The following is a 24,031-nucleotide window of genomic DNA, read 5'->3' as shown; positions in this document are numbered from 1 at the left end:
AGCAGTTCACCTATCGATGAACTGCTTTAAGCGAGCTAAAACTTAAGCGTAGAAAGTGAAATTAGAACTTAGCTTCAAGCGCCACACTAAAGTTACGATCTTGGCCGATAGTAACCTTCTGATTGTCACCACCATCTAAGTATTCAGTATCAAATAAGTTTCTAACGTTTGCACGAATACCGAACTCATTACCACTGATATTGAAGGTGTAAGCCGCCCCCATATCAAAGCGGACATAACCATCTTTAGTGATGGTATTTTGAGTATTGGCAAAACGCTCACCTACATATACCGCACCAAAATTAAGCGCCAATTCATCTGTCACCTGATAACGGCTCCAAATGTTAGCAGCCCATTCTGGCGCATCAATAGGTGTTTTGCCATTGAGGACATCAGCAGTCTTGTAGCCAGCATCCAGATACATCATAGAAGACGTCACAAACCAACTGTCACTTATCTGTCCTTGAGCACCTAGTTCAAATCCTTTGTGGTGCTGTTTGCCATCCTGGCGAGTAACCTGGGTAATGCTCTTTTTACCCGGTACGTCGATTGGCGTATCCAATTGATGCCTCACGATGCGGTTATCGATTTCGATATCAAACACAGCGCCGGTCAGGAGTAAGCCGCCATCCATCAGCTCCCATTTAGCACCGAGTTCATATTGAGTACCGTACTCGGGATCAAGCTCTTGGTTGTTATTCAGGTCGGCTTCGTCGTTTACCTTGCCCTGGGGCACAAAACTCTTGGAGTAATTGGCATAAAGACTGAGATCCTGCTGTGGCTGCCAGATCACCCCAAACTTGGGTGATATAGCATTGTCATTACCAGATTCCTCTTTTTGCTCATCGAAACGCACCCCAGCGAGCAGCTTCCACTGATCGTTCAGGCTTATAAGGTCCTGCAGGTACACACCGTAGAATTCATACTCGCTATTACTCCAGCTGGTATCTGTGGTGTAAGAAATATCAGGGCGGGGCGCAGCCACGCCCGGCATCACGGTTTGACTACTACCGGAGGTGCGCAGCTGGGCATAGCCATAATCCAGCTTATTGGCGCCTAGCAGCAGTTGGTGTTCCATTCCCGCGAGTTCAAACTCACCGCTCAAGTCTACATAGGCGCTCTTATGGCTCCAGTCATCGAAACGGTCGAAGGGGTTGATTTGATAGCCTTTGTCCATCGCGTTGACATTGTAGCGAGGCGCCGAATCGAAACGCTGACGGTTGAATTGCTGATCGTTGTAACCGAGTTTCAAATTCCAGTTATCACTGATTTGCCAAGCAATATCAGCACCGAGGTTAGTAATACTGTTATCGGTAAAGGCCCATGGCATGTCCCAAATTTGCTTACGTCCACCAATCAGGTTGCCATTTTTATCAAGCCAACCTCCCACATCGATGCCGGTTTTATCTTCAGTACGGTCATAACGCACCGACAACAGCAAATTATCGGTTACATCATAATCTAGAGCCACAGAGCCCAGCCAACGGTCACGCTCTTGCTGCTCGGCCTGTTCGCCCGGCAGTGGCGAATAGCTGCGCCAGTATTCTGTATCTTGTTTTACGCCAACGGCACGATATCTTAAGGTTTCAGCCTCGTTGATAGCACCACCAGCATCAAGTTGAAAGCGAGTTGAACCCTGTTCATCTGTATCAAAACCTAGTTCAAACAAACGCTCATAGGTCGGCTTTTTGGTAACCATATTTACCAAACCACCAGGCCCAGATTGACCATAAAGCATTGAAGAAGGCCCTTTAAGTACTTCGACCTGGCTTAAGATTTCAATCGGCAATACGTAGTGAGCAAAAAGCTGGTGGCCGTTAGCCAGGTAGCCAGAGCCTGAATCAAGTTCAAAACCACGTAGAGAGAAAACTTGGCGGTTCCAACGCTGGGTTCCTGCAGTGATAGAGGAATCATTAACTAATACTTCGGCTAGATTGGTAGCCAACTGTTCGTCAGTCACAAAATCTGGGATTACATTAACAGACTGTGGGGTATCCATTAAGTCGATATCACCGCGCATAGCACCCGATGCACTACCAACTTTATAGTTGTTAAAAGTACGGCCTGTGACATTAATGCGCTCAATATTGGCATCGTTTGGCACCTCTGCCAATACGGGCATAGCCATTAACGCCGAACCTACGGCCAAACCTACAACTGAATATTTAAATACCATTGCCAACACCTCAATTAGACCTTTCGTCTTAGAATTGCAGGCAATATAAATGAGAAGTGTTTTTATTTAATCTTCTTTACACGAATTTACAATTAGCTGTGATATAGATCTAAATCTGTTTAAAACCAATAGATTGCAAATACCACAATAGGATTAACTCAACCTTAATTACGTGACTTTTATTGTTTTCCATCTGAATTAAACGAATCTAATTTCCAACAATCTGACTAAATATAAAAGCGGCACATGGCCGCTTTATAGATACTCAGTTGAGTTAAATAAACTTACTTTTTAATTTTGACTGGACGTTGCCAACCCGTCAGGTGCTTTTGTTTAACACGGGTAATGACTAACTCATTTTCACCCACATCGCGGGTAATGGTTGAGCCAGCGCCTAAGGTTGCGCCTTTACCGATAGTGACAGGTGCCACTAGCTGAGTGTCTGAGCCAACAAAGACATTATCTTCGATAACGGTAAGATGCTTATTCGCACCATCATAATTACAAGTAATAGTGCCAGCACCGATGTTAACGCCATCACCTATAACGGCATCGCCTAAATAGGCTAAGTGTCCAGCTTTTGATCCCACGCCAATCACCGCTTTTTTCACTTCAACAAAATTGCCTATGTGCGCATCTTGCTTAAGCTCTGCGCCGGGACGTAAACGGGCAAATGGGCCAGCACTGGCAGCAACGCCCAGTTTAGCGCCTTCGATAATAGAGTAAGGTTTGATCTCAGCGTTATCGGCAATCTCACAATCGATAAGAATAGCACCTGCGCCAATAGTGACATTATTACCTAAGGTCACTTTGCCTTCGAATATCACGTTGATATCAATCATCACATCCATACCAACAGTGACTTCACCACGGATATCGATACGGCTTGGGTCGCGTAGGTTCGCCCCCGCCAACATCAGTTTTTCGGCTTCACGGGCTTGGTAAGCGCGTTCAAGTTGCGCCAGTTGCACGCGGTTATTGGCGCCTTCCACTTCAATCGCAGATTGTGGTTGGGCAGTATCAATAGCAACACCATCAGCGTGCGCCATCGCAATAATATCCGTTAGATAATATTCGCCTTGGGCATTGTTATTCGATAAACGGCTCAACCAAGCTTTAAGTTGTTTACCTGGAACGGCCATGATGCCGGTATTGATTTCGTTGATCAGTAGCTGCTCTGCTGTAGCATCTTTCTGCTCAATAATACCAACTACTTTTCCTTGTTTTTGACCTTCACAAGGAGTACGGACGATACGACCATAACCCATAGGATTGGCTAAATTAACAGTTAAGATGGCCACGCCATTTTCAGGACGGGCAGCGAGTAAGGCTTCAAGGGTTGATTGTTGAATCAGTGGCACATCGCCGTAAAGAATGAGCACAGTATCATTGTCAGCAATATGCGGGCTCGCTTGCGCAACCGCATGACCCGTGCCTAATTGCTCAGCTTGCAATACCCAGTTAAGTTGTTGCTCACCTAAGCTGGCTTTTAGCTTATCAGCACCATAACCGTAGACTAACTGAATCGCGTCACTACCCACTTTGTGGGCGGTATCGATGACATGTTGCACCATGCTCTTGTGGGCGATGGGATGTAATACCTTAGGAAGATCAGAACGCATCCGTGTTCCCTTGCCAGCCGCTAAGATCACTACATTTAATGCCATTGCCATATCCTTGAACAAATACCCAAGAGGGTGAAAAAATTACGGTCGATTTTGTGGCGCAATTTTAACGGAAAGCACATCGAAAAGCGAAGCGGATAGTGAGAAGAAGAAATCAAATACACACGACAGCAAACGTTTATCCAAATTTCAGTCACAAAAAAGGCGACCTTATGGTCGCCTTTTTTCACAAACAATAACCTTATCTGGCAATGTTTTTCTTGATGGTTTCAACAACACGTAATTGAGCCATAGCCTTAGCTAGTTCAACCATAGCCGCGTCATAATTGAAGTCAGCACCTGCATTTGCCATATGGGCTTCTGCACGACGCTTAGCTTCTAATGCCGCTTGCTCATCAATATCTTTGGCACGCATAACCACATCAGCCAATACGGAAACAGTAGAAGGTTGTACTTCCAGAATACCACCTGAAAGGTAAAACACTTCTTCACTGCCGTCTTGCTTGACGATGCGCGCCATGCCAGGTTTGATATAACTCAGCAAAGGAGCATGGCCATGCATTATGCCCAACTCACCTTCTGAACCAGTCACTTGCAGCGAAGCTACACGACCAGAGAAGATTTTGCTCTCTGCACTTACTATATCAAGATGTACTGTCATGGCTGCCATCCCGTTCTCCTTAAGAAACTAAGTATTGCTACTTAGTTATTTCTTTTTGTTCGCTTTCTCGATGACTTCATCGATTGAGCCAACCATGTAGAACGCTTGTTCTGGCAGGTGATCAAACTCACCGTTCAAAATACCCTTAAAGCCACGGATAGTGTCTTTCAGAGAAACGTACTTACCAGGAGATCCAGTAAAGACTTCTGCTACGAAGAAAGGCTGAGATAAGAAACGCTCAATCTTACGAGCACGGAATACAGTTGTTTTGTCTTCATCAGACAATTCATCCATACCCAGAATCGCAATAATGTCTTTCAGCTCTTTGTAACGTTGCAGTACAGTTTGCACGCCGTTAGCAACATCATAATGCTCTTGGCCAACAACCAATGGATCTAATTGACGTGAAGTCGAATCCAATGGGTCAACCGCTGGGTAAATACCCAGAGAAGCAATTTGACGTGACAGTACAACAGTCGCATCTAAGTGAGCGAAGGTTGTTGCTGGTGACGGATCGGTCAAGTCATCCGCAGGTACGTATACCGCTTGTACAGAGGTAATAGAACCAGTCTTAGTTGAAGTGATACGTTCTTGCAGAACGCCCATCTCTTCAGCCAATGTTGGTTGATAACCTACCGCAGAAGGCATACGACCTAACAGTGCAGATACTTCAGTACCGGCCAAGGTATAACGGTAGATGTTGTCAACGAACAACAGTACGTCACGACCTTCGTCACGGAACTTCTCTGCCATAGTCAGACCAGACAGTGCAACGCGCAAACGGTTACCTGGAGGCTCGTTCATCTGACCATAAACCATGGCCACTTTGTCGAGAACGCCAGAATCCTTCATCTCGTAGTAGAAGTCGTTACCTTCACGAGTACGTTCACCTACACCGGCGAATACAGAAAGACCCGAGTGGGCTTTAGCGATGTTGTTAATCAGTTCCATCATGTTAACTGTTTTACCAACACCCGCACCACCGAACAAACCAACTTTACCGCCCTTAGCGAATGGACAAACAAGGTCAATAACCTTGATGCCAGTCTCTAACAGTTCAGTAGAGCTTGATTGATCTTCGTATGAAGGAGCTGTACGGTGAATCACATAACGCTCTTCTTCACCGATTGGACCCGCTTCATCAATAGGCTCGCCTAATACGTTCATGATACGGCCAAGAGTGGCGGTACCAACAGGAACAGTAATAGGTGAACCTGAGTTTACTACTTCAAGACCACGACGCAGACCGTCAGAAGAACCCATAGCGATGGTACGAACTACACCACCACCTAGTTGTTGCTGAACTTCCAGCACCAAACCATTACACGGGCCTTCACCTACGATTTTCAGAGCGTCATATACTTGAGGTACGGCATCTTGTGGAAACTCTACGTCCACAACCGCGCCAATCACTTGGACAACAGTACCTGTGCTCATGATTAATCCTCTAAAACTTGTATTCGTTACCTAACCTAAACCGCAGAGGCACCAGAAACAATTTCCGACAGTTCTTGCGTAATCGCAGCCTGACGGGCTTTGTTATAGACCAGTTGCAAGTCGTTGATAAGCTCACCAGCGTTGTCTGTTGCCGACTTCATAGCCACCATACGGGCAGCTTGTTCAGAGGCAATATTTTCAACAACACCTTGGTAAACCTGAGATTCTACATAACGGACCAATAAGGTATCCAAAAGTGCTTTTGGATCTGGCTCGTAGATATAATCCCAACGATGAGCAGTTTCATCATCTTCTGATTTAGGCAAAGGTAGCAGCTGCTCGATCACAGGAGTCTGCGTCATAGTATTCACAAATTTGTTAAATACCACGTACAGACGATCCAGCTTGCCTTCGTTGTAAGCTTCTAGCATGACACCGACTGTCCCGATCAAGTCAGCGAGCTTTGGAGCATCGCCTAAACCTGAAGCGTGAGCAGACACTTGTCCACCGAAGTTTTTGAAAAACTGCACACTACGTGCGCCGATTGGGCAAAATTCAAATTCTGCACCTTGGGCTTTCCAGCTTTTCACGTCTGCGATAACCTTTTTGAAAAGGTTAACGTTCAGACCACCACAAAGGCCACGGTCGGTTGCCACAACAATGTAACCAACCCGCTTAGCCTCTCTCACCTCCAAATAGGGGTGTTTATACTCGAGAGAACCTTGCGCTACGTGACCGATCACCTTACGCATGCTTTCCGCATATGGACGGCTCGCAGCCATGCGTTCCTGCGCTCTGCGCATTTTGCTGGCTGCCACCATTTCCATGGCGGACGTGATCTTCTGAGTGTTTTTCACACTCGCGATCTTGGTTTTAATCTCTTTAGCGCCGGCCATCTCTACTCTCCAATCTGGACCTGAGGTGTCTTAAGACACCTCTATCATTGTTACCAGGTTTGGGTTGCTACGAACTTGTCGAGGCCAGCTTTTAATTCAGCTTCGATATCAGCGCTATAATCGCCAGTATCATTGATAAGCTTCATTAAAGGAGCATGCTCGCTGTTCATGAACGAGAGCAGAGCGGCTTCGAAATTACCGACCTTATTCAGCTCAACACTCTTCAGGTAACCTTTTTCAGCTGAGAAAATAGACACAGCTTGAGCGGCTACGCTCATTGGAGCATATTGCTTTTGCTTCATCAGTTCGGTAACACGCACACCATGCTCAAGTTGAGCACGTGTTGCATCGTCAAGATCAGATGCAAATTGCGAGAACGCAGCAAGCTCACGATACTGTGCTAGTGCGGTACGAATACCACCAGACAGTTTCTTGATGATCTTAGTCTGAGCCGCACCACCAACACGAGAAACAGAAATACCTGGGTTAACCGCTGGACGTAGGCCAGAGTTAAACAGATCGGTCTCAAGGAAGATCTGACCATCGGTAATAGAAATTACGTTGGTCGGTACGAATGCAGAAACGTCACCCGCTTGCGTTTCAATAATAGGCAGCGCGGTTAAAGAACCGGTTTTGCCAGTTACTGCACCTTTAGTGAACTTCTCTACATAAATCGCGTTAACGCGTGATGCACGCTCTAGTAAACGTGAGTGTAGATAGAATACGTCACCTGGGTAAGCTTCACGGCCTGGTGGACGCTTGAGCAGTAACGAAATTTGACGATAAGCAACTGCTTGCTTAGACAAATCATCGTATACGATCAAAGAATCTTCACCGCGGTCACGGAAGTATTCACCCATAGAACAACCAGAATATGGCGCTAAGTATTGCAGAGCAGCAGCTTCAGAAGCCGTTGCAACAACAACGATAGTGTTAGCTAACGCACCGTGTTCTTCTAGCTTGCGCACTACGTTAGCGATAGTAGAAGCCTTTTGGCCAATCGCAACGTACACACATTTAATGCCAGAATTTTTCTGGTTGATAATTGCGTCGATCGCCATAGCTGTTTTACCAGTTTGACGGTCGCCAATGATCAATTCACGTTGACCACGACCGATAGGGATCATGGCATCAACGGCTTTATAACCAGTTTGAACTGGTTGATCAACAGACTGACGTTCAATAACACCTGGTGCGATAACTTCAATTGGCGAGTAACCATCGTTATCGATAGGTCCTTTTCCGTCAATTGGCTCACCTAGAGTGTTAACAACGCGGCCAAGAAGACCGCGGCCAACTGGAACTTCCAGAATACGGCCAGTCGTTTTCACTTTTACGCCTTCTGCTAAATCAGCATAAGGACCCATTACTACGGCACCGACAGAATCACGTTCAAGGTTCAACGCGATTGCAAAACGGTTACCAGGCAGTTCGATCATCTCACCTTGCATCACGTCGGCTAGGCCGTGGATGCGGATGATGCCGTCACTTACCGCAACGATAGTACCTTCGTTACGAGATTCGCTAACGACTTCGAACTGCTCGATCCGCTGCTTAATCAGATCGCTGATTTCAGTGGAATTCAGTTGCATGCTCAAACTCCCAATTACGACTGCAGCTTATCAGACAGACGCGATAACTTACCGCGGACCGAGCCATCGATGACTAGGTCTCCTGTCTTAATGATTACACCGGCGATGAGCGCGGCGTCAGTGCTGCAATTCAGCTTAACTTTGCGTGCGAGACGTTTCTCTAAAGAAATACTAATCTGCTGTTGTTGTTCAGAGCTCAGCTCAGTTGCAGAAACCACATCGGCTTCCACTTCTTTTGCCCACTCATTACGGTATTCAGTAAATAACTGAGATACAGCAGGTAGTACCTTTAAGCGACCGTTTTCAGCCATTACCTTTATCAGGTTCTGACCTTGCACATTGACTTGCTCGCCACACACACTAATAAAGAGTGCTGCGAGCTTAGTGCTGGCTAAAGAGCCAGCTAACAGTGGTTGCATGGTTTCGTTTTCACTCACCAATGCGGCAAACGTAAGCATTTCTGCCCATGAATCCACTGCATCTTGTTCAATAGCAAAGTCAAAAGCTGCCTTTGCGTAAGGGCGAGCGATGGTGGTTAATTCAGCCATAACTCAACTCCCTTATCAAATTTCAGCGACTAGTTTATTAACTATGTCACTGTGGGCGGCTGGATCAATAGAACGCTCAAGGATCTTCTCAGCACCCATGATGGCAAGAGTAGCAACCTGCTTACGCAGATCCTCTTTGACGCGATTACGTTCAGCTTCAATTTCTGCTTTACCCTGAGCGATGATTTTAGCACGCTCAGCGTCTGCTTCGGTTTTGGCTTCTTCAACTATTTGAGCTTTACGCTTGTTAGCTTGCTCAATAATTTCATTAGCCGTTACCTTGGCTTCTTTTAGTTGGTCAGTCGCTTTCGCTTGTGCCAACTCCAGGTCTTTTACCGCACGATCAGCATCAGCTAGACCGTCAGCAATCCTTTTTTGGCGCTCTTCGATGGCATTCATCAAAGGGGGCCATACAAACTTCATGCAAAACCACACGAAGATGATAAAGGCGACCGTCTGACCGATTAGGGTAGCGTTGAAATTCACAACAGCCTCCTATTTAGAGTTAAGACAGAAGCGTTTTTTACAGCATTGCACCCAGTGGGTTGGTAAACAGCATGAATAATGCGATACCAACACCGATCATAGTTACGGCGTCAAGAAGACCCGCTACGATGAACATTTTAACTTGTAGCATAGGAGCCATTTCTGGTTGACGCGCAGCGCCTTCCAAGAACTTGCCGCCTAATAAGCCGAAACCGATTGCAGTACCAAGAGCACCCATACCAATCAGCAGAGCAACAGCGATAGCTGTCATGCCTAAAATCGTTTCCATCTGTATCTCCAGTATCTAAATCTATATTAGTTGATGATTTAGTTTAAAATTTCTTCAGCAATCCTTAATGATCTTCATGCGCCATGCTTAAATAAACAATGGTCAACATCATGAAGATAAACGCTTGCAGTGTGATAACCAAAATGTGGAATATTAACCAACCCAGTTGCAGAGTCACACCTAGGGTAGATAATAACAAGTTGGTACCATACATCAGCGCAATAAGGATGAAGATCAACTCACCTGCGTACAAGTTACCAAAGAGTCGCAATGCCAATGAAATTGGTTTTGCTATCAAAGTAACAGTCTCTAATAGGAGGTTGACGGGTATCATTGCCTTATGGTTAAAGGGCTGTAGTGTCAGTTCTTTAACAAACCCAGACACACCTTTGACCTTAATGCTGTAGAAAATAATCAGCAAGAACACACCGATAGCTAAGCTAAAGGTAATGTTAACGTCAGTCGTCGGAACCGCTTTAAGATATGGAATACCCATTAAACTTGCTGCGTGAGGCAGCCAATCAACAGGGATCATATCCATGAAGTTCATCATGAATACCCATACAAAAATGGTCAGAGCTAAAGGTGCGATCAGAGCATTGCGACCATGAAAACTTTCTTTCACGCTGTTATTTACGAACTCAACGATCATCTCAACAAAACATTGCAGTTTGCCAGGAACACCGGAAGTCGCTTTTTTACCAACGCTGCGGAAAATCCACAGGAACAGAACACCAAGACCAACCGAAAAGAACAACGAATCAATGTGCCATGTCCAAAAGCCTTCACCAACACTTAAGTTGGTAAGGTGATGTTGGATATAGCCCTGCGGTGTTAACGCTTCACCAGTTGCAGCCATGATTCATCCCACTTAACTTTGCTTGAAGTATAAAGGAGCTGTCCAATGCACGATTAGCGTCAGCACATAACAAACAAAAAGCGGCATAAAAGCGACCTTAATATTGATAAATACAAACGAAAACATTGCGATGGTTAACAGCAACTTTACCGCTTCCCCCCAGTAAAAAGCCTTTATGACTTTTGCAGCTGAACTTGCTCCCGTGTGGGAGAAAGCGAGGGTTGCGAATACAAAATTAGGGAGCACAGCGATTGAACCACCTGCTAAAGCAGAATAGCCAAACTGAACTCCCCACACGGCGAAAAAGAGAATTGAAGCACCCCCAGCGACCGCCGCCTGCATCATCACCAATTTATAGGCTGACCACCGGCCACGACGCGCTAAAACCTTACTCAATTCATCCTCTCCGCATTCATACTTTTTGTTTCGATGACCGGATGACAAATACCCGTATTTATGTCGATGCACAAAAAGCTTGCGAAAGTATACCTTTTCACGCCTTCATTGCAACTTTGAGATAAGGAAAAACAACACTTTTAACGTGATCTAGCGCCAAACGAGTTAAAATGTAAGATTAGCATCTGTCACAAATTTACATTAAAAACTGTTAATCTACAGACATTAATGAATTTTACTAAGAATCCCGTCTAATTCAGCCAGATTCTGATAGTTAATTACAATTTTACCTGTGCCCTTACTACTATGAGCGATAGAAACCTTGGCACCTAATCTTTCAATTAACTGCTGCTCTAAACGACAAACATCTTGATCTTTAGTCGTAGTTTCGGCTTGTTTAGGCGGATTTAAGGTTTGATTAATTAATCGTTCAGTTTCGCGAACGGTTAATTCCTTAGCGGCCACTAATCTCGCAAGATTTGTTTGTTCTTCTCCCTCAATTGCTAACAAAGCGCGAGCATGACCCATATCGATGTCGCCATACTCGAGTAGACGTTTTACCGGCTCATTTAAGCCGTTTAAACGTAACAAGTTAGATACACTCGCTCTGGATTTTCCCACAACATCGGCAACTTGTTGGTGAGTCAGTTCAAATTCTTGCATTAAACGTTGCAATGCAATGGCTTCTTCCATGGCATTTAAATCTTCACGCTGGATGTTTTCAATCAAAGCGATAGCAACAGCGGCCTCATCGGGCACTTGTTTGACTATGCAGGGGATTTTATTTAAGCCAGCAAGTTGAGAAGCACGCCAGCGACGTTCGCCCGCAATGATCTCATACATGTCGTTTGCCACTTGTCTTACAACGATGGGCTGAATAATGCCTTGGTTGCGGATAGAATGCGCCAGTTCTTCCAACGCTTCGGGGGACATGTCTTTACGAGGTTGATACTTACCCGGTTGTAATAAGTCTAAATCGAGATGGATAAGCTCTTCTTTTTTATCGACAACATTAGCTTCGTCAGTGTGTTTTTTACTGGCGGCATGGCTGTTACTCAGTAGGGCATCTAACCCTTTGCCTAATCCTCTTTTCTTTAACGTCATGGTGATCCTTTACGCTTGCTTAGCCTGAGTTTGTTGTTCTGAACGACGGATCATTTCACCCGCAAGCGCTAGATACGCCTTAGCGCCGGCACTCGATTTATCGTAATACATAGCAGGCGCACCAAAACTTGGCGCCTCAGCCAGCCTGACATTACGCGGGATCACAGTACGATATACCTTGTCACCAAAATGCTGTTTTAGCTGATCGGACACATCATTAGACAAACGATTACGCGGATCGTACATAGTGCGTAAAATGCCTTCAATGCCAAGCCCAGGGTTAACCATAGCGGCAAGCTTAGTGATGGTATCAATCAGCGCCGTTAAGCCTTCGAGGGCATAGTATTCGCACTGCATAGGCACAAGCACAGAGTCGGCCGCTGACATAGCGTTCACAGTTAACATGTTCAATGAAGGGGGGCAGTCGATAAAGATATAATCATATTGATCTTTTATCGGTGCAAGCGCGTTACGCAAACGGATCTCACGCGCAAAAAACTCCATCAGTTTTATCTCTGCCGCTGTCACATCACCGTTACTGGCGATCAGATCATACTTACCCGCAGTGTTTTTAATGACGATCTCGTCGAAGGATTTTTCTTCAACCAATAACTCGTAAGCCGTATTTTCGACCTCGTATTTATCGACACCGCTGCCCATAGTCGCATTACCTTGGGGATCGAGATCGATCAATAATACTTTACGTTTTGTTGCTGCTAACGAAGCGGCGAGGTTAACGCAAGTAGTTGTTTTTCCTACGCCACCTTTCTGGTTAGCCACGGCAATCACTTTACCCACAATATCACCCTGTATGTAAATGCTGGTTTATTGCCCTTACTTAAAAATGATTTATTCATCACTTTCAAGCCTGTTATTCTTTGATTATTTTCAATAAATGTCTTTGTTCATCGAGTTTAGGCACCTTAAGTTCGATGACTTCTTTCACTGCAAATCCACTTGGAATATGTTGCATTTCTTCATCATTTAACTGGCCTTTAAGCGCATAAAACTGCCCATGTTCGGCGGGTAAATGATGGCACCAAGTGAGCATATCTTGGATTGAAGCAAATGCACGACTTAATACGCCGTCAAATTTTTGCTCTGGTTGATAAGCTTCTACGCGGCTTTCAACCGAACTGATGTTATGTATGCCTAGTTCAAAGGACACTTGTTTTTGAAAACGAATGCGTTTACCTAAGCTGTCCAATAACACAAATTGTTTATCGGGATTCATAATCGCTAACGGGATCCCAGGTAAACCGGGTCCTGTGCCTACATCGATAAAACGTTCACCTTGTAGATGTTTTGAAACCACTAAGCTGTCCATGATATGGCGGATCAACATGGCTTCGGGATCTCTCACCGATGTCAGGTTATAGGCTTTATTCCATTTGTTGAGCATGCCAACAAAATCAATTAGTTGTTTTTTTTGCTCGGCGGTTGCGGGCAAATTAATTTCGGCTAAATAAGCCTCTAACTGGGCAGATAACACTGAGCAACCTCAACAAAGATACGATTATGAACGCGAAGGCTATTATGAAGCCCGAAAACGATGAAGGGAAGCCTGAATGCTTCCCTTCTATGACCTAAGCAGCGATTAAGCTTGCTTTTACGCACTTTTACGTAATAAGCCACGCTTTTTGAGGTGAACCAACAAAATTGAAATAGCCGCAGGGGTAATACCAGAGATCCGTGACGCTTGGCCTATGGTTTCTGGTTTGTGGTTATTTAACTTAGCAATCACTTCGTTCGACAAGCCCGGTACTTCTTTGTAATCAAGCGTCAAAGGTAAGCCTGTGTTCTCATTACGCACAGCTTTGTTGATCTCTTCCTGCTGACGTTGAATGTAGCCAGAGTACTTCACTTGGATCTGAACTTGCTCAGCCGCCTGTGGATCTTCAAGTCCAGGACCAAAACCTTCAATTTGCATTAACTTGCTGTAATCCATTTCAGGACGACGCAGTAACTCTTCAAATGACGCTTCTCGAGAGATCGGCGTGTTCAAATGTGGGTTTAACGCATGGATCAAAGGCGAATTTGGATGTACCCATTGGCCACGCAGTCTTTGCAGTTCAAGTTCAATGGATTCTAGCTTCTCACTAAATGCTGCCCAGCGAGCGTCGTCGACTAAACCGAGTTCGCGACCTTTGGGCGTTAAGCGAATATCGGCGTTATCTTCACGGAGTAGCAAACGGTATTCGGCACGGCTAGTAAACATGCGGTACGGTTCTTTGGTACCCAGAGTCGACAGATCGTCAACCAGTACTCCAAGATACGCTTCATCACGACGTGGACACCAAGCTTCTTTGCCTTGCACTTGCAACGACGCATTCATGCCCGCTAATAAACCTTGAGCACCGGCTTCTTCATAACCGGTTGTGCCGTTTATTTGGCCAGCGAAGAATAACCCATTGATCGCTTTGGTTTCTAATGAGTTTTTCAGATCCCTTGGATCGAAATAATCATATTCGATCGCATAACCTGGACGCATGATTTCTGCGTTTTCCATGCCCTTGATCGAACGTACTAAATTCAGCTGTACATCGAAAGGTAAGCTGGTCGAGATCCCGTTAGGGTAGATCTCATTGGTATTTAAGCCTTCAGGTTCGATAAAGATCTGATGCGAAGATTTATCCGCAAAGCGGTGGATCTTGTCTTCAATCGATGGGCAGTAACGTGGGCCAATACCCTCGATTATGCCTGAATACATTGGGCTTCTATCTAAACCACCACGAATAATTTCATGGGTTTTTTCATTGGTATGAGTGATCCAGCAAGAAATTTGTTTTGGATGATGACTGACATCGCCCATAAACGACATCACAGGTAACGGAGAATCACCTTTTTGTTCAGCCATTTGAGAAAAATCGATCGTGTTTGCATCGATACGTGGCGGGGTACCGGTTTTTAAACGGCCAACACGGATCGGTAACTCACGTAAACGATTAGCTAAGGCAATGGCTGGTGGATCGCCTGCACGGCCACCGCTGTAGTTTTCTAACCCTATGTGGATTTTGCCGCTTAAGAATGTACCAGTTGTTAATACAACGGCTGGAGATTCAAAAGCTAATCCCATTTGAGTCACTACGCCAACAACTTGATTATTTTCAACAATTAAGTCATCAACGGCTTGTTGGAAAATACGTAAATTAGGTTGGTTTTGTAATATGTTTTGGATCTTTTGACGATACAAGGCACGGTCAGCTTGTGCACGTGTTGCTCGTACGGCAGGGCCTTTGCTTGAATTCAAGGTTCTAAATTGGATCCCTGCATAATCGGTTGCGATCGCCATTGCACCACCTAAGGCGTCAATTTCTTTCACTAGGTGGCCTTTGCCTATGCCACCGATCGCTGGATTACATGACATTTGTCCTAACGTATCGATATTGTGCGTTAGTAATAATGTTTTTGATCCCATTCTTGCTGCAGCCAACGCGGCTTCAGTTCCGGCATGACCACCACCAACAACAATAACATCAAACCGTTCATGAAAATGCATGCCACTACCTTCAATTGCTAAGAGACTCAGTACGAGCCGAGTATTTTAGCATTTGCTTTGCGCTAGGTGAATGATCATTTTACCTTGATCGATCGAGACGATCCGGACTAATAGATCTTAAGATCTTTATATAGATCTTCTTATTATGTTTACTATTAAGATCGCATTTTTCTGTGTATAACCCAAATTAAGTATATAAATCATTAATTAGCGCGATCTTGATCCTGTGATCTGATCGCGATCTAACGCCATTAAACATGGGGATAGATCGCCTACTTATCCACAAGGCGGATCATTAAGCAGATCGGACTGTGAATAGTACAGAGGTTGATCAGATCTAAATAATACCTTATCCACATGTTTATACTTTAAATAAGTAAATTGTGGATAAATAGGATCTAAACTGTACATAGATCTCGACCTTATCCAATAAGCGATCTTAAATATCCTGTTGCCATTGTGCTAACCATGCAAGCGCTGGGTCTTCTGGCACAGGATCAAGTTGTACATCGATCTGGATCTTATCCACAAAGGCTTTTGCATCGCAGTCTTGAATCGCTGAAATGAGTTTTTCAGGGCCTTGGCAAAAGGTGTCATAACTTGAGTCGCCAATTGCACATAAGGCAAAGTTCACTTGGCTGAGATCCGGTTTTTGTTCGGTAATTTCGTTGAAAAAGGGCTGGATATTATCTGGAAGATCACCCGCGCCGTGGGTAGATGACACGATAATCCATAGTGCATGGGTGTCGATTTCGCACAGTGTTGGAGTTAAATGCACTTGAACTTGGTGCCCTTGATCCGTTAATTGCGCCATCATTTCGTCAGCAACATACTCTGCACTGCCCAATGTTGTGCCAACTATTACTTCAATCTTTGCCATTATGATTTCTCAGTGTGTTGTTGTTTTTAAAACAAATTTCAATTAAATAGATAGCTCAATGGCTATTATTATGTTCATCATAAAGGAAATGTGGATCGGACCACAGAAGCAATACGTGATTTTTGCAGTTTTTGCATCCTTTATATAATGTTGGTTTGGCTTACATGTTACCTTTAGCTTCTTGATACAAAATTAATATATTTACCAATTTAATTTCATTTTAAATCAAATAATTATAATAGGATGTTCTATGACAACACCCGTAAATGCGCCCCAGTGGCCACGGCAAATTCCTTACATCATCGCCAGTGAAGCTTGTGAACGTTTTAGCTTTTACGGTATGCGGAATATTCTTACCCCATTCTTGATGACAGCACTTTTGTTGTCTATTCCAGAAGAACTACGTGGAACTATGGCTAAGGATGTGTTCCATTCCTTTGTCATTGGAGTGTACTTTTTCCCATTACTCGGTGGTTGGATTGCTGATCGTTTTTTCGGTAAATACAATACTATCTTATGGTTAAGCTTAATTTACTGTGTTGGTCATGCGTTTCTCGCTATTTTTGAACACAGCATTCAAGGGTTTTATACGGGATTATTTTTAATTGCGCTCGGATCGGGTGGGATTAAGCCCTTGGTTTCTTCCTTTATGGGAGATCAATTTGATCAAACCAATAAAACATTGGCGCAGAAAGCGTTTGATCTGTTTTATTTTACGATTAATTTTGGCTCCTTCTTTGCCTCGTTATCTATGCCATTACTATTGAAATATTATGGTGCTGCGGTCGCATTTGGGATCCCTGGTGTCTTGATGTTTATTGCAACTGTGTTCTTCTGGTTAGGCCGCAAACGTTATGTGCATATGCCACCCGAACCGAAAAATCCCCATGGTTTTTTACCCGTTATTCGTACCGCATTGCTCACTAAAATCGCTGGCCAAGCCAACATAGGTTTAGTGTTAGCTTTAGTTGGGATCATTTCTGCAGCGTATGCCTTAGTCAATATTCCAACCTTAGGTATCGTTGCTGGTTTGTGCTGTGCGTTAGTGCTTGTGATGGGATTTGTTGGCGCAGGGGCTTCATTGCAACTCGAACGGGCTAGGGGGATCCATCCGGATATCGCCGTTGATGGTGTGCGTTCAGTTCTACGGATCTTAATCTTATTTGCGTTAGTGACTCCCTTTTGGTCTTTGTTCGATCAGAAAGCGTCCACTTGGATATTGCAAGCCAATGACATGTCAAAACCGGCATGGTTTGAACCTGCCATGATGCAAGCGTTAAACCCATTATTAGTTATGTTACTGATCCCATTTAATAACTTTGTGTTATATCCGGCGATTGAGCGCATGGGGGTAAAGTTAACTGCTTTGCGTAAAATGGGGGCTGGGATTGCCATCACGGGAGTGAGTTGGATAGTCGTTGGTAGCATTCAATTGGTGATGGATAGCGGCTCGGCATTATCAATATTTTGGCAGATTGTGCCCTATGCTTTGCTCACCTTTGGTGAAGTATTAGTTTCAGCCACAGGGCTAGAGTTTGCCTACAGTCAAGCGCCTAAAGCTATGAAAGGCACTATCATGAGTTTTTGGACCTTATCTGTGACCGTCGGTAACTTATGGGTGTTATTGGCGAACGTCAGTGTGAAAAGCCCTGCTGTGACCGAACAGATTGCCCAAACTGGGATCAGTATTACCGCATTTCAGATGTTTTTCTTCGCAGGTTTTGCCATCTTGGCAGCATTGATGTTTGCGCTTTATGCAAGATCCTATCAAATGCAAGATCATTACCGCCACGTCGAATCATGAAGATGGGTGGAAATATTCGGTTGTAGATAAAAAATCAGCCCATATTGTATGGGCTGATTTATATGGAACTAATAATGTTAGTTACTTCCCGATACAGAAGGAGCTGAAAATCTTGCCGAGTAAATCGTCAGAAGTGAAGCGGCCAGTGATCTCTGATAGTGCTAATTGGCACATGCGTAGCTCTTCCGCCAGTAGTTCTCCTGCAAGGTAAACCTCTAACTGCTCTTTACCCAATTGCAGGTGTCCTGCGGCTAATTCAAGGGCTTCTAAGTGACGACGACGGGCGATAAAGCCACCTTCGAGATTACTCTGATAACCCATAAGTGACTTCAAGTGTTGCTTTAATTCTTCAACACCTAAGCCTGTTTTTGCCGAGATCCGGTAGACGCTATAACCTTGTTCTTCGGTCATCATTAAGTCTTCGCCAGTAAGATCGGCTTTATTACGGATCACTGTTACACCTAAATTGGAGGGAAGGCGATCGACAAAGTCTGGCCAAATCGCATGGGGATCGACGGCGGCGGTTGTCATGCCGTCCACCATAAATAGCACACGATCGGCGCTGTTTATTTCATTCCATGCGCGTTCAATACCAATTTGTTCTACGGTATCAGTGGTATCACGCAGGCCTGCGGTATCAATAATGTGCAGCGGCATACCATCTAAATGGATATGTTCACGTAATACGTCGCGTGTTGTGCCAGCAATTTCAGTCACAATGGCCGACTCTTTACCCGCTAATGCATTTAATAAGCTTGATTTTCCGGCATTGGGGCGACCGGCTATCACTACTTTCATCCCTTCACGAATAATAGAACCTTGCTTGGCACTGGCTTGCACTAGGTCGAGTTTGTCGATGATTTTATAGAGAGCATTGGCAATCTTGCCGTCACTTAAAAAGTCGACTTCTTCATCGGGGAAATCAATTGCGGCTTCAACGTATAAACGCAGGTTAGTGACTTGGTCCACCAGCTCATGGACTTCCTTAGAAAACTCACCTTGTAGCGATTGTAGTGCGCTTTTAGCGGCTTGCTCACTGGTTGCGTCGATAAGGTCGGCAATCGCTTCGGCTTGGGTTAAGTCGAGTTTATCGTTCATAAAGGCTTGTTCGCTAAATTCACCTGGTTTTGCGATACGAATACCACCGACTTCCATTACCCGTTTGATCAGCATATCGAGGACGATTTGGCCGCCGTGGCCTTGAAGTTCCAGTACATCTTCGCCAGTAAAGGAATTAGGTCCTTTAAAGAATAGCGCTATGCCTTGGTCTATCACTTGGCCCGATGCACTTTTAAAATCGCAATAATCGGCATATCGGGTTTTAGGAAGATGACCTAATACGGCCATAGCGACATCACTGGCTTTGTCGCCTGAAATTCGAATGATGCCTACGCCGCCACGTCCGGGCGCGGTGGCTTGAGCCACAATAGTGTCAGTTGTCATGGAAATACCCACCAAACTAATATCTACTAAATCATGTAAAGGAAAAGGCGGCCAATTAAGCCGCCTTTTAGTGTCATGCGTTCACATTAATCTGTAACGATGCGCTAGAGTCTTGCAAATCTTAGGCTTATTTTAAGCCTTTTTTCTCAAGACCTGCATAAATAATCTTCTGCTGCGTGATAGCAACTATGTTACCCACTAACCAGTACAGTACTAGACCTGCTGGGAACCAGAGGAAGAATACGGTAAAGATTACTGGCATCCACTGCATCATTTTCACTTGCATAGGGTCCATAGTCGGTGCAATAGGCTGCATCTTCTGCATCACAAACATAGATACGCCCATCAATAATGGCAGAATGTAGTAAGGATCTTGTACCGATAAATCGTGGATCCATAACATAAATGGGGCGTGACGTAATTCGAAGCTTTCTAACAATACCCAGTACAAGGCAATGAAGATTGGCATCTGTAAAATAATAGGTAAACAGCCACCCATAGGGTTAACTTTTTCTTTCTTATACAGTTCCATCATGGCCTGACCCATCTTTTGACGGTCATCACCAAAGCGTTCTTTCAAGTCAGTCAGTTTAGGTTGCAGGTTACGCATTTTCGCCATTGAGGTGTACTGCGCTTTTGTTAGCGGGAACAGTAAACCACGAACGGTTAAGGTGATCAGAATAATCGCCACACCCCAGTTACCGACGAATGATTGATAGAACATCAATAACCAGTGGATTGGTACGGCTAACCACCATAGGAAGCCGTAATCGACCACTAGGTTTAAGGTATCAGAGATGGCTGACAGTGCTTTTTGATCCTTAGGACCAACGTAGAACTGTGAGCTAATTTCTTGGGTCGCACCAGGTGCAATATCATATACCGCACCGCGGAAACCAATATTGGCTAAACCGCCCGCACTGACACTAGAGAAAATAGTGTTGCTGTCGGTAGCCGGTGGGATCCACGCCGAAACGAAGTAATGTTGTAGCATGGCAGCCCAACCACCCAACGTTGCTTGGTTCAGGTTGCTTTTCGCCATGTCATCAAATTTGTATTTCTCATAACGCACATCTTGCGTAGAGAATGCGCCGCCACGATAGGTAGGCATCATCATGCTGCTTTCAGATGGTTTAATCGTTTGTTTAATTTGACCGTACATCTGAACTTGCAGCGGAGCCGCTGAAGTGTTGTTGATTTTATAGTCAACATCGACGTTGAACTTACCGCGATGGAATACAAACACTTTAGTGTATGTCACGCCATTGTCGGCTACATAAGTTAACGGCACTTCTAAAGTGTCTTGACCTTCGGCTAAGGTATATTCAGTCGCTGCAGAGCTAAATGCGGCACGGCCTTTGGCGCTACTGTCGATACCATCGCGACCTATAAGACCGCTCTGGGCTATATAAGTGAAATCTTTCGTTTGCTCAAGCAACACGAAGGGTTGATCTTTATCCTGTTCCATTTTGTGCGAAACTAACGCAGCAAAAACAATGTCGCCACCGATTGGATTAATTTGAACATCCAACTGGTCGGTTTTCACGGTAATCAGTTTGCTGGTTGCTGTCACTGCTGCAGGAACACCTGTATCAGCTTCTGGAACATCGGCACTGTGTGAGTTTGCCGCGTTCGCCACTAAGGACGATTCGGTTGCAACTGGTTTAGGAGCTTTGTCTGCTTGCCACTGTTGCCACAGCAAAAAGCTGACAAACAGTAGTCCTATGAGCAATATATTGCGTTGAGATTCCATAGCCTATTTATTACACCTGTCATTTTTAGGGGGGACGGGATCACTACCGCCGGGATGTAAAGGGTGACATTTTAATATGCGTTTCAATGCAAACCAACAACCTTTCGCGGTTCCATGCACTTTTATTGCTTCAATAGCGTAGTGAGAGCAGGTGGGATTGAAACGGCATCGAGGGCCCAGTATAGGGCTTATGAATACTTGATAGCCACGAATTAACGTGGTCGCTAGCCATTGTAGCGGCGACTGAGTTTGCGCCATAGCTTTTCTATCAATTTGTTGATTTCAGCGTTTTCCATTTCCATCACGCCATTTCTGACAAGCACAACAATATCAAGATGAGGAATGTCGTGTTGATTTAAGCGAAAACTATCTCTGATCACACGCTTAATACGGTTACGTTGATTGGCGCGTTTTACAAAGCGTTTGGCAACAGTAAGGCCCATACGCGGATGTTGTTCCGTGTTAGGAATAGCGAGCAAGGTAATTTCAGCAGAAGATGCTTTGATGGGATTGGAAAATACAGATTTAAATTGCGCGGGAGTTAACAAACGTAACTCCCGCGAAAAGGTATAGCTAGTCAACTAGTTACCCACTTATTAAGCAGATAAACGAGCGCGACCTTTCGCACGACGACGTGCAAGCACCTTACGGCCGCCTACAGTAGCCATACGAGCGCGGAAGCCGTGAGAACGCTTGCGCTTCAGGTTGCTAGGTTGAAAAGTACGTTTACTCATGATGGCAATCCGTCTTTGTTAATTAGTGAACATATCCTTATCTCTAGGATAGAGGTAAGGGCAAAAAAGAGGCCGAATTGTAATCACAATACTTAGTCACGTCAACAACGAAAGTAAGTAAGTGCTTTATTTCTGCCAGCGTATCCTTTGATCAATCCCCAGAATACACCATAAGATGTGGATAACTCTGTGTACGGACACTACATATAGTAGTGCAGGGGATCTTCGAGCCGATCGAAGGGGCGCCATTATAGATCAATGTGGATCGCTTAATAAAGCAGGATTTGCGGATAGTGCAGAATAAAAGGATCGTTTTGGATCTTTGATGATCGAGGATATCCACACAGAATGATCTCGCTGGGGATAAATATTTTTTAAGGATAGCGATCCTTGAGATCTCGCTATAGAATACACCTCTTTTTTGATGATCTTTTGGGGATAACTAAGTGGCTGTTTCACTTTGGCAACAATGTATCGGACGATTGCAAGATGAGCTTTCTGCTCAGCAGTTCAGTATGTGGATCAGACCGTTACAAGCCGAAATGGATGGAGATACTCTGGTGCTTTATGCGCCCAACCGCTTCGTGCTTGATTGGGTCAGAGATAAGTACATCAATATCATTAATCAGTTCTTTACTGAGCAGATGGGCAGCGATGCACCTAAATTGCGTTTCGATATTGGTAGTCGTCCTTCGGCGAAAAAGCCAAGTGTGCCAGCACCTATAGCGCCAACTCGTGTAGCAAATACCCAAACTAAAGCGACAGTAGGCACGACGTTTAACGTCCAAGCCGAGCCGATGGCGAACGCGAATCACCGCAGTAACATCAATCCTAGCTACCAGTTTGATAACTTCGTAGAAGGTAAGTCGAACCAATTAGGTAAGGCTGCTGCGTTGCAAGTGGCTGAAAATCCAGGTGGTGCTTATAACCCATTATTCTTATATGGCGGAACAGGTCTAGGTAAGACTCACTTGTTGCACGCTGTCGGTAACGGGATCATTAAAAATAATCCGAATGCCAAAGTGGTTTACATGCATTCCGAGCGTTTTGTTCAAGACATGGTTAAAGCGCTACAAAACAATGCGATCGAAGAATTTAAACGTTACTACCGTAGCGTCGATGCCTTGTTTATCGATGATATTCAATTTTTTGCTAATAAAGACAGATCCCAAGAAGAATTCTTCCATACCTTCAACGCCTTGCTGGAGGGGAATCATCAAATTATTTTGACTTCAGATCGTTATCCAAAAGAGATCGACGGTGTTGAAGATAGATTGAAATCGCGTTTTGGTTGGGGTTTAACTGTGGCTATTGAGCCACCAGAGTTAGAAACCCGCGTGGCGATTTTGATGCGTAAAGCCCAAGAGAGCGGCATTAACTTGCCCGATGAAGTGGCCTTCTTTATTGCTAAACGTTTACGTTCAAACGTGCGTGAGCTAGAAGGGGCGTTAAACCGCGTTATCGCTAACGCTAACTTTACTGGTCGACCAATTACCATTGATTTTGTTCGTGAAGCTTTACGTGACCTCTTGGCACTTCAAGAAAAATTAGTCACTATAGACAATATTCAGAAAACCGTAGCTGAATACTACAAGATCAAGATGGCTGATATGTTGTCTAAGCGCCGTTCACGCAGTGTCGCGCGGCCTAGACAAGTGGCAATGGCGTTATCCAAAGAATTAACTAACCAAAGCTTGCCGGAAATTGGTGATGCTTTTGGTGGTAGAGATCACACCACAGTGTTGCATGCCTGTCGTAAGATTGCTCAGCTACGGGAAGAGAGCCACGACATTAAAGAAGATTATGCTAATTTGATTAGAACCTTATCTTCTTAGAACAAGGAATTTGG

At 44.6% G+C, this 24,031-nt stretch carries 23 protein-coding genes; 2 read left to right on the top strand and 21 right to left on the bottom strand.

The window, feature by feature from the left end:
• Nucleotides 1–61: 61 nt before the first annotated feature.
• The 16 genes from Q4Q50_RS17940 to mioC all read right to left on the bottom strand — a co-directional run bounded on the left by Q4Q50_RS17940 (nucleotide 62) and on the right by mioC (nucleotide 16,448).
• Nucleotides 62–2,176 carry a TonB-dependent siderophore receptor gene (locus Q4Q50_RS17940; RefSeq protein ID WP_311900472.1) on the bottom strand — a complete coding sequence of 705 codons (2,115 nt, stop codon included), beginning with the start codon at nucleotides 2,174–2,176 and terminating at the stop codon, nucleotides 62–64.
• 284 nt (nucleotides 2,177–2,460) lie between these two features.
• Entirely contained in the window at nucleotides 2,461–3,843 is a 1,383-nt protein-coding gene (gene glmU, locus Q4Q50_RS17935; protein WP_311900471.1) for a bifunctional UDP-N-acetylglucosamine diphosphorylase/glucosamine-1-phosphate N-acetyltransferase GlmU, read from the bottom strand.
• 199 nt (nucleotides 3,844–4,042) lie between these two features.
• Nucleotides 4,043–4,471 (bottom strand): F0F1 ATP synthase subunit epsilon, encoded by a 429-nt coding sequence (locus Q4Q50_RS17930; RefSeq protein WP_006083846.1) that lies wholly within the window; start codon nucleotides 4,469–4,471, stop codon nucleotides 4,043–4,045.
• Between the two features lie 36 nt (nucleotides 4,472–4,507).
• The gene (gene atpD, locus Q4Q50_RS17925; RefSeq protein ID WP_006083845.1) at nucleotides 4,508–5,899 is read right to left on the bottom strand and encodes a F0F1 ATP synthase subunit beta; all 1,392 of its coding nucleotides are present in this window, start codon (nucleotides 5,897–5,899) and stop codon (nucleotides 4,508–4,510) included.
• Between the two features lie 35 nt (nucleotides 5,900–5,934).
• A complete protein-coding gene (gene atpG, locus Q4Q50_RS17920; RefSeq protein ID WP_006084762.1) occupies nucleotides 5,935–6,795 on the bottom strand; it encodes a F0F1 ATP synthase subunit gamma in 861 nt (286 codons plus the stop codon).
• A 50-nt stretch (nucleotides 6,796–6,845) separates the two neighbouring features.
• Nucleotides 6,846–8,387, bottom strand: a complete 1,542-nt coding sequence (gene atpA, locus Q4Q50_RS17915) for a F0F1 ATP synthase subunit alpha (protein ID WP_006083843.1) — start codon at nucleotides 8,385–8,387, stop codon at nucleotides 6,846–6,848.
• Between the two features lie 14 nt (nucleotides 8,388–8,401).
• The gene (atpH, locus tag Q4Q50_RS17910) at nucleotides 8,402–8,935 is read right to left on the bottom strand and encodes a F0F1 ATP synthase subunit delta (RefSeq protein WP_006083842.1); all 534 of its coding nucleotides are present in this window, start codon (nucleotides 8,933–8,935) and stop codon (nucleotides 8,402–8,404) included.
• Between the two features lie 15 nt (nucleotides 8,936–8,950).
• A complete protein-coding gene (atpF, locus tag Q4Q50_RS17905) occupies nucleotides 8,951–9,421 on the bottom strand; it encodes a F0F1 ATP synthase subunit B (RefSeq protein ID WP_006083841.1) in 471 nt (156 codons plus the stop codon).
• A 37-nt stretch (nucleotides 9,422–9,458) separates the two neighbouring features.
• On the bottom strand, nucleotides 9,459–9,710 hold the full coding sequence (gene atpE, locus Q4Q50_RS17900; protein ID WP_006083840.1) for a F0F1 ATP synthase subunit C: 252 nt from the start codon (nucleotides 9,708–9,710) through the stop codon (nucleotides 9,459–9,461).
• A gap of 64 nt (nucleotides 9,711–9,774) precedes the next feature.
• Nucleotides 9,775–10,569 carry a F0F1 ATP synthase subunit A gene (gene atpB, locus Q4Q50_RS17895; protein WP_006083839.1) on the bottom strand — a complete coding sequence of 265 codons (795 nt, stop codon included), beginning with the start codon at nucleotides 10,567–10,569 and terminating at the stop codon, nucleotides 9,775–9,777.
• 12 nt (nucleotides 10,570–10,581) lie between these two features.
• Nucleotides 10,582–10,965, bottom strand: coding sequence for an ATP synthase subunit I (locus Q4Q50_RS17890; protein WP_063883871.1), 384 nt, complete (start codon nucleotides 10,963–10,965; stop codon nucleotides 10,582–10,584).
• Nucleotides 10,966–11,190: 225 nt separating this feature from the next.
• Entirely contained in the window at nucleotides 11,191–12,069 is an 879-nt protein-coding gene (locus Q4Q50_RS17885; RefSeq protein ID WP_006084765.1) for a ParB/RepB/Spo0J family partition protein, read from the bottom strand.
• A 9-nt stretch (nucleotides 12,070–12,078) separates the two neighbouring features.
• Nucleotides 12,079–12,867, bottom strand: a complete 789-nt coding sequence (locus tag Q4Q50_RS17880; RefSeq protein ID WP_012090674.1) for a ParA family protein — start codon at nucleotides 12,865–12,867, stop codon at nucleotides 12,079–12,081.
• Between the two features lie 73 nt (nucleotides 12,868–12,940).
• Nucleotides 12,941–13,561, bottom strand: a complete 621-nt coding sequence (gene rsmG / locus Q4Q50_RS17875) for a 16S rRNA (guanine(527)-N(7))-methyltransferase RsmG (protein ID WP_006083835.1) — start codon at nucleotides 13,559–13,561, stop codon at nucleotides 12,941–12,943.
• Between the two features lie 117 nt (nucleotides 13,562–13,678).
• A complete protein-coding gene (mnmG, locus tag Q4Q50_RS17870) occupies nucleotides 13,679–15,568 on the bottom strand; it encodes a tRNA uridine-5-carboxymethylaminomethyl(34) synthesis enzyme MnmG (protein WP_311900469.1) in 1,890 nt (629 codons plus the stop codon).
• Nucleotides 15,569–16,007: 439 nt separating this feature from the next.
• Nucleotides 16,008–16,448 carry an FMN-binding protein MioC gene (gene mioC, locus Q4Q50_RS17865; protein ID WP_261273093.1) on the bottom strand — a complete coding sequence of 147 codons (441 nt, stop codon included), beginning with the start codon at nucleotides 16,446–16,448 and terminating at the stop codon, nucleotides 16,008–16,010.
• A gap of 250 nt (nucleotides 16,449–16,698) precedes the next feature.
• Between mioC and Q4Q50_RS17860 the strand changes: the two genes are divergently transcribed.
• A complete protein-coding gene (locus Q4Q50_RS17860) occupies nucleotides 16,699–18,252 on the top strand; it encodes a POT-type proton-dependent oligopeptide transporter (RefSeq protein ID WP_311900468.1) in 1,554 nt (517 codons plus the stop codon).
• An 81-nt stretch (nucleotides 18,253–18,333) separates the two neighbouring features.
• Here Q4Q50_RS17860 and mnmE read toward each other — a convergent pair whose 3' ends face one another.
• The 5 genes from mnmE to rpmH form a co-directional block, all read right to left on the bottom strand.
• Nucleotides 18,334–19,695, bottom strand: coding sequence for a tRNA uridine-5-carboxymethylaminomethyl(34) synthesis GTPase MnmE (gene mnmE, locus Q4Q50_RS17855; protein WP_311900467.1), 1,362 nt, complete (start codon nucleotides 19,693–19,695; stop codon nucleotides 18,334–18,336).
• 127 nt (nucleotides 19,696–19,822) lie between these two features.
• Nucleotides 19,823–21,448: a membrane protein insertase YidC gene (yidC, locus tag Q4Q50_RS17850; protein ID WP_311891285.1), complete on the bottom strand. Its 1,626-nt coding sequence runs from the start codon at nucleotides 21,446–21,448 to the stop codon at nucleotides 19,823–19,825.
• Between the two features lie 3 nt (nucleotides 21,449–21,451).
• Nucleotides 21,452–21,706 carry a membrane protein insertion efficiency factor YidD gene (gene yidD, locus Q4Q50_RS17845; RefSeq protein ID WP_006083829.1) on the bottom strand — a complete coding sequence of 85 codons (255 nt, stop codon included), beginning with the start codon at nucleotides 21,704–21,706 and terminating at the stop codon, nucleotides 21,452–21,454.
• Complete coding sequence (gene rnpA, locus Q4Q50_RS17840; RefSeq protein WP_006083828.1) at nucleotides 21,673–22,029, bottom strand: ribonuclease P protein component; 357 nt, start codon at nucleotides 22,027–22,029, stop codon at nucleotides 21,673–21,675. Before rnpA ends, yidD begins: the two co-directional genes overlap by 34 nt.
• A 15-nt stretch (nucleotides 22,030–22,044) precedes the next feature.
• Nucleotides 22,045–22,182: a 50S ribosomal protein L34 gene (gene rpmH, locus Q4Q50_RS17835; RefSeq protein WP_006083827.1), complete on the bottom strand. Its 138-nt coding sequence runs from the start codon at nucleotides 22,180–22,182 to the stop codon at nucleotides 22,045–22,047.
• A 446-nt stretch (nucleotides 22,183–22,628) separates the two neighbouring features.
• Here rpmH and dnaA point away from each other — a divergent pair, with 446 nt between their 5' ends.
• Complete coding sequence (gene dnaA / locus Q4Q50_RS17830) at nucleotides 22,629–24,017, top strand: chromosomal replication initiator protein DnaA (protein ID WP_006083826.1); 1,389 nt, start codon at nucleotides 22,629–22,631, stop codon at nucleotides 24,015–24,017.
• Nucleotides 24,018–24,031 lie beyond the last annotated feature (14 nt).

It is taken from the genome of Shewanella scandinavica (assembly GCF_031932065.1).
Lineage (GTDB): Bacteria > Pseudomonadota > Gammaproteobacteria > Enterobacterales > Shewanellaceae > Shewanella > Shewanella baltica.
This window is presented reverse-complemented; position numbering and strand designations above follow the sequence as displayed.

Coding starts and splice junctions, on each gene's coding strand:
- Q4Q50_RS17940 (WP_311900472.1), bottom strand. CDS start 2,176: ATGGTATTTAAATATTCAGTTGTAGGTTTGGCCGTAGGTTCGGCGTTA.
- glmU (WP_311900471.1), bottom strand. CDS start 3,843: ATGGCATTAAATGTAGTGATCTTAGCGGCTGGCAAGGGAACACGGATG.
- Q4Q50_RS17930 (WP_006083846.1), bottom strand. CDS start 4,471: ATGGCAGCCATGACAGTACATCTTGATATAGTAAGTGCAGAGAGCAAA.
- atpD (WP_006083845.1), bottom strand. CDS start 5,899: ATGAGCACAGGTACTGTTGTCCAAGTGATTGGCGCGGTTGTGGACGTA.
- atpG (WP_006084762.1), bottom strand. CDS start 6,795: ATGGCCGGCGCTAAAGAGATTAAAACCAAGATCGCGAGTGTGAAAAAC.
- atpA (WP_006083843.1), bottom strand. CDS start 8,387: ATGCAACTGAATTCCACTGAAATCAGCGATCTGATTAAGCAGCGGATC.
- atpH (WP_006083842.1), bottom strand. CDS start 8,935: ATGGCTGAATTAACCACCATCGCTCGCCCTTACGCAAAGGCAGCTTTT.
- atpE (WP_006083840.1), bottom strand. CDS start 9,710: ATGGAAACGATTTTAGGCATGACAGCTATCGCTGTTGCTCTGCTGATT.
- atpB (WP_006083839.1), bottom strand. CDS start 10,569: ATGGCTGCAACTGGTGAAGCGTTAACACCGCAGGGCTATATCCAACAT.
- Q4Q50_RS17885 (WP_006084765.1), bottom strand. CDS start 12,069: ATGACGTTAAAGAAAAGAGGATTAGGCAAAGGGTTAGATGCCCTACTG.
- mnmG (WP_311900469.1), bottom strand. CDS start 15,568: ATGCATTTTCATGAACGGTTTGATGTTATTGTTGTTGGTGGTGGTCAT.
- mioC (WP_261273093.1), bottom strand. CDS start 16,448: ATGGCAAAGATTGAAGTAATAGTTGGCACAACATTGGGCAGTGCAGAG.
- Q4Q50_RS17860 (WP_311900468.1), top strand. CDS start 16,699: ATGACAACACCCGTAAATGCGCCCCAGTGGCCACGGCAAATTCCTTAC.
- mnmE (WP_311900467.1), bottom strand. CDS start 19,695: ATGACAACTGACACTATTGTGGCTCAAGCCACCGCGCCCGGACGTGGC.
- yidC (WP_311891285.1), bottom strand. CDS start 21,448: ATGGAATCTCAACGCAATATATTGCTCATAGGACTACTGTTTGTCAGC.
- yidD (WP_006083829.1), bottom strand. CDS start 21,706: ATGGCGCAAACTCAGTCGCCGCTACAATGGCTAGCGACCACGTTAATT.
- rpmH (WP_006083827.1), bottom strand. CDS start 22,182: ATGAGTAAACGTACTTTTCAACCTAGCAACCTGAAGCGCAAGCGTTCT.